This window comes from Paraburkholderia sp. (genome assembly GCF_036488505.1).
Lineage (GTDB): Bacteria > Pseudomonadota > Gammaproteobacteria > Burkholderiales > Burkholderiaceae > Paraburkholderia.
Genome location: NZ_DASXHN010000005.1, coordinates 1 through 4,899 on the forward strand (window position 1 = coordinate 1; position 4,899 = coordinate 4,899).

Consider the following 4,899-nt stretch of genomic DNA (forward strand, 5'->3'; position numbering starts at 1 on the left):
ATACCGCACCCACGGCTCTGCTCGCAAGCGAGCGGCCGGTGGAGGGCCGCGTGGATGTGGCCGTGATCGGTGGCGGCTTCACGGGTCTTTCCGCGGCGCTCGCGCTCGGCCGCCGCGGGGCAAGCGTCGCGGTGCTCGACGCCGCGCGCATCGGCGGGGGCGCATCGGGACGCAACGGCGGCCAGTGCAACACCGGCGTCGCCCAGGACTACGCGGCGCTGCGCGAGCAACTCGGCGTCGAGCGCGCGCGGGGCTGCTACCGCGCGTATGCGGCAGCCGTCGATACCGTCGAGCGGCTGATTCGCGAAGAGGGGATCGACTGCGACTACCTCGCGTCGGGCAAGCTCAAGCTCGCATCGAAGCCGCATCACCTCGCACACCTGGAACGTACGGCCGAGCTGATTCGCAGCGAGGTCGACCCGGACATCGAGATCATCGGCCGCGAGCGCATTCGTAGCGAAGTGGCGTCGGACAGCTTCTTCGGCGGTCTGCTGCAGAAGCACGGCGGCCAGATGCACATGGGCCGCTTCGCGGTGGGCCTCGCGAAGGCCGCGGTACAGCGCGGCGCGCGGCTTTACGAGCACGCCGAAGTGACGTCGATCGCGAAGGAAGGCAGCGGCTATCGGGTGGACTCGTCGCGCGGCACGGTGCGCGCGCAACAGGTGCTGATCGCGACCGGACCGTCGCGGCGTGGGCCGTTCGGGTGGTACCGGCGGCGCCTCGCGCCGGTCGGCTCGTTCATCGTCGTGACCCAGCCGCTGCCGCCCGCGCAGCTCGCGCACCTGTTGCCGCAGCGCCGCTCGTATACGACCAGCCGCCTGATGCATAACTACTTTCGCGTAACGCCGGATTCGCGTCTGCTGTTTGGCGGCCGGGCCCGCTTCACGGCCTCGGAGCAGCCTTCCGACGCGCGCAGCGGCCGCATCCTGCAGCGTCATCTCGCGCAGCTGTTTCCGGCGCTGGCGGACGTGCGCATCGACTATTGCTGGGGCGGCCTCGTGGACATCACCGCGGATCGTTTGCCGCGCGCCGGCCAGCACGACGGCGTGTGGTTCTCGATGGGCTACAGCGGGCATGGCACGCAGATGGCCACGCACATGGGCCAGATGATGGCCGACGTGATGAGCGGCAACCCGGCGGCCAACCCGTGGCGCGATTTCGCATGGCCCGCCATACCCGGACACACCGGCAAGCCGTGGTTTTTGCCGCTCGTCGGCGCGTACTACCAGATCAAGGACGCGTTTTACTGAGCCAGCTTTTCCCGCTTTTCCACAAGACCAGACTCGATACGTCGAGCCGCAGCCCCCCACATATGACGCGGAGGAGTTTCATGAACATCGATCAATCGCCCGAAGAGCTGGCCCACCTGGTGGCGGACCCCGGCAGCCGGCTCGATCAGTTGACCCGGCGCGGCGCCACCCGTCGCGAGCTGCTTCGCGCGATGGTCGCCGGCGGCATGATGTCGATGACCGGCGCCGGCCTGCTCACCGCGAGCGGCGCGGCCTTCGCGCAGGACAAGCCGAAGCAGGGCGGCAAGATCCGCGTCGCCACGCAGTCGGCGTCGGCATCCGACACGCTCGATCCGGCCAAGGAGTCGGTGGCCACCGACTACGTTCGCGCCAACATGCTGTACAACGGCCTGACCGAGTACGACGCGCATCTCGGCGCGCAGATGGCGCTCGCGCAATCGCTCGACACGAAGGATGCGACGGTGTGGGTGGTGAAGCTGCGCAGCGGTGTGCAGTTCCACGACGGCAAGACGCTCGCGCCCGCCGACGTGGTTTATTCGCTGATGCGCCACAAAGACCCGGCCGTGGGCTCGAAGGTCAAGACGCTCGCTGACCAGTTCCAGGACGTCAAGGCAACAGGACCGAACGAGGTGACGATCACGCTGTCGGGTGCGAACGCCGACTTGCCGGTGATTCTCGCCGATTCGCACTTCATGATCGTCAAGGACGGCACGAACGACTTCAAGGCGGCCGTGGGCACGGGCCCGTTCAAACTGAAGGAATTCTCGCCCGGCGTACGCACGGTGGTCGTGCGCAACGAGCATTACTGGAAGCCGGGGCTGCCGCATCTGGACGAGATCGAGCTGGTGGGCATCGGCGACGAATCGGCGCGCGTGAACGCGCTGCTGTCGGGCGACGTGCAGATCATCAATCAGGTCAGCCCGCGCTCGACCTCGCGCATCAAGGGCACGCCCGGCTTCGCGGTGAAGGAAACCAAGACGGGCCAGTACACCGATCTCATCATGCGCGACGAAGGCGGCATCACCGGCAACGCCGACTTCCGCCGCGGCATGATGTACCTGTTCGATCGCGAGCAGCTCCGCAAAGCGGTGTTCCTCGGCTATGGCGAGATCGGCAACGACCAGCCGATCGATCCGACCAACAAGTATTACTTCGCCGGCTTGCCGAAGCGCGGTTTCGATCCCGACAAGGCGAAGTTCTACTTCCAGAAGGCCAAGCTCGGCAGCACGCCGCTGCAGATGTATGCGTCGCCCGCGGCCGACGGCTCGGTCGAGATGGCGATGCTGCTGCAACAGGTTGCGCCGCAAGTCGGGCTCAACCTGCAGGTGGTGCGCACGCCGGGCGACGGCTACTGGTCGAACCACTGGATGAAGCATCCGCTGACCTTCGGCAACATCAACGCGCGCCCGAGCGCCGACGTGATCTTCACGCAGTTCTTCAAGTCCGACGCGCCGTGGAACGAGGCGAACTGGAAGGACCCGAAGTTCGACCAGATGCTGCTCGCCGCGCGCGGCGAGCCCGACGACGCGAAGCGCAAGAAGATCTACGGCGACATGCAGGTGCTCGTGCACGACGACGGCGGGGTCGGCATTCCGATGTTCCTCAGCTCGCTCGACGCGCACACCACGAAGCTCAAGGGCCTCGGGTCGATTCCGATCGCCGGTCTGATGGGCTTCAAGTTCGCCGAGAACGTCTGGCTCGAAGCGTAGTGATGGGAATGGGAGGCGACACCCGATGAAACCTCACGCGCAACGACTGATTGCCGCGCGTCTCGGCCTTGCGCTGCTCACGCTGCTAATCGTCTCGGCCATCGTGTTCGGGCTCACGGGCCTGCTGCCCGGCGATGCCGCGCAGCAGGCGCTCGGCCAGGCCGCCACGCCCGAACTGGTGGCCGCGCTGCGCCACCAGTTCGGGCTCGACCAGCCGGCGCTCACGCGTTATGTCCACTGGCTGCTGCATGCCGCGACCGGCAACTTCGGCACCTCGGTGTCGAATAACCTGCCGGTGAGCGAGCTGATCGCTACCCGCCTGCCCAACTCGCTGGTGCTGGCCGGGCTCACCACGTTGGTTTCGGTGCCGCTCGCGCTCGCCATCGGCATCTTTTCGGCGGTGTTCCGCGGCTCGCTGCTCGATCGCGCGCTCAACGTGCTGACGCTCTCCGCGGTGGCGGTGCCCGAGTTTCTGGTCGCCACCATCGCGGTGCTGGTGTTCGCGGTGAAGCTGCGCTGGTTGCCCGCGCTGTCGTACCTGTCGGAAGTCGACTCGGTCGGCACGCTGCTGCGAATCTACGCGATGCCCGTGATGACACTGTGCTGCGTGATCGTCGCGCAGATGGCGCGCATGACGCGCGCGGCCGTGCTCGACCAGCTCAATGCGCCGTACGTGGAGATGGCGCGCCTGAAGGGCGCGTCGCCCGCGCGCGTCGTGCTGCGCCACGTGCTGCCCAATACGATCGGGCCGATCGCCAATGCGGTCGCGCTGAGCCTCTCGTATCTGTTCGGCGGCGTGGTGATCGTCGAGTCGATTTTCAACTATCCGGGTCTCGCGAGCCTGATGGTCGACGCCGTGACCAACCGCGATCTGCCGCTCGTGCAAGGCTGCGTGATGGTGTTCTGCGCCGCGTATCTGGTGCTCGTGCTGATCGCGGACGTGTGTCAAATCGTATCCAACCCGAGGCTGCGTCAACGATGAACCGACCCGCCACATCTGATGCCGCGACCGTGCTCTACGCGACCAGCGAGAGCGGGCAGCGGCCCGCCGCCGAGGCCGTCGACGATGCGCCGCCGCGCCGGCCGCCGCCGCGCTCGCCGCTGCGCCGCCTGGCCGGGCGCCTGTCGGTGCTCGGTCTGATCGGCCTCGCCATCGTCGTGTTCTGGCTCGGCGTCGCCTTCATCGGGCCGCTCGTCGCGCCGTACAAGGGCGGCGCGATCACGTCGACAGAAATCTTCGGCTCGTATAGCGCCGCGCATCCGCTCGGCACCGATTTTCTCGGCCGCGACATGCTGAGCCGCGTGCTGTACGGCACGCAGTACACGGTCGGCCTCGCGCTCGCCGCGACATTGCTCGCGAGCGGCATCGGCACGTTCTTCGGACTGTTCGCGGCGGTCTCGCCGCGCTGGGTCGACGAGGTGCTGAGCCGCCTGTTCGACGCGCTGATCTCGATTCCGAGCAAGGTGCTCGCGCTCGTCGTGATCGCCGCGTACGGCTCGTCGGTGCCGATGCTGATCACGGTCGCGGCGCTCGCCTACATTCCCGGCGCATTCCGCATCTCGCGCTCGCTGGCCGTGAACCTGATGACGCTCGAATACGTGCAGGTCGCGCGAGCGCGCGGCGAAGGGCTTTTCTACATCGCACGCGTGGAAGTGCTGCCGAACATGATCCATCCGATGCTCGCGGATTTCGGCCTGCGCTTCGTGTTCATCGTGCTGCTGCTGAGCGGGCTGTCTTTCCTCGGCCTGGGCGTGCAGCCGCCCAACGCGGACTGGGGCTCGCTCGTGCGCGAGAACATCGGCGGTCTTGCCGAAGGCGCGCCCGCCGTGCTGATGCCGGCCATCGCGATCGCGACGCTGACCGTCGGCGTCAATCTGCTGATCGACAGCCTGCGCCGCCACAGCGGCCGCGCGCATGGAGGCGCGAAATGAACATGATC

4 protein-coding genes are annotated in these 4,899 nt (G+C 67.3%); all 4 read left to right on the forward strand.

The window, feature by feature from the left end; genetic code table 11:
- The coding region (locus VGH68_RS00270; RefSeq protein ID WP_414696870.1) for an NAD(P)/FAD-dependent oxidoreductase at positions 1 to 1,250 on the forward strand (1,250 nt) is incomplete at its 5' end.
- Positions 1,251 to 1,330: 80 nt separating this feature from the next.
- A complete protein-coding gene (locus VGH68_RS00275; protein WP_331601509.1) occupies positions 1,331 to 2,959 on the forward strand; it encodes an ABC transporter substrate-binding protein in 1,629 nt (542 codons plus the stop codon).
- A 25-nt stretch (positions 2,960 to 2,984) separates the two neighbouring features.
- Positions 2,985 to 3,941, forward strand: a complete 957-nt coding sequence (locus tag VGH68_RS00280; RefSeq protein ID WP_331601510.1) for an ABC transporter permease — start codon at positions 2,985 to 2,987, stop codon at positions 3,939 to 3,941.
- Positions 3,938 to 4,891 (forward strand): ABC transporter permease, encoded by a 954-nt coding sequence (locus tag VGH68_RS00285; RefSeq protein WP_331601511.1) that lies wholly within the window; start codon positions 3,938 to 3,940, stop codon positions 4,889 to 4,891. The genes VGH68_RS00280 and VGH68_RS00285 overlap by 4 nt, the downstream gene beginning before the upstream one ends.
- Positions 4,892 to 4,899: the final 8 nt, after the last annotated feature.

Coding starts and splice junctions, on each gene's coding strand:
- VGH68_RS00275 (WP_331601509.1), top strand. CDS start 1,331: ATGAACATCGATCAATCGCCCGAAGAGCTGGCCCACCTGGTGGCGGAC.
- VGH68_RS00285 (WP_331601511.1), top strand. CDS start 3,938: ATGAACCGACCCGCCACATCTGATGCCGCGACCGTGCTCTACGCGACC.
- VGH68_RS00280 (WP_331601510.1), top strand. CDS start 2,985: ATGAAACCTCACGCGCAACGACTGATTGCCGCGCGTCTCGGCCTTGCG.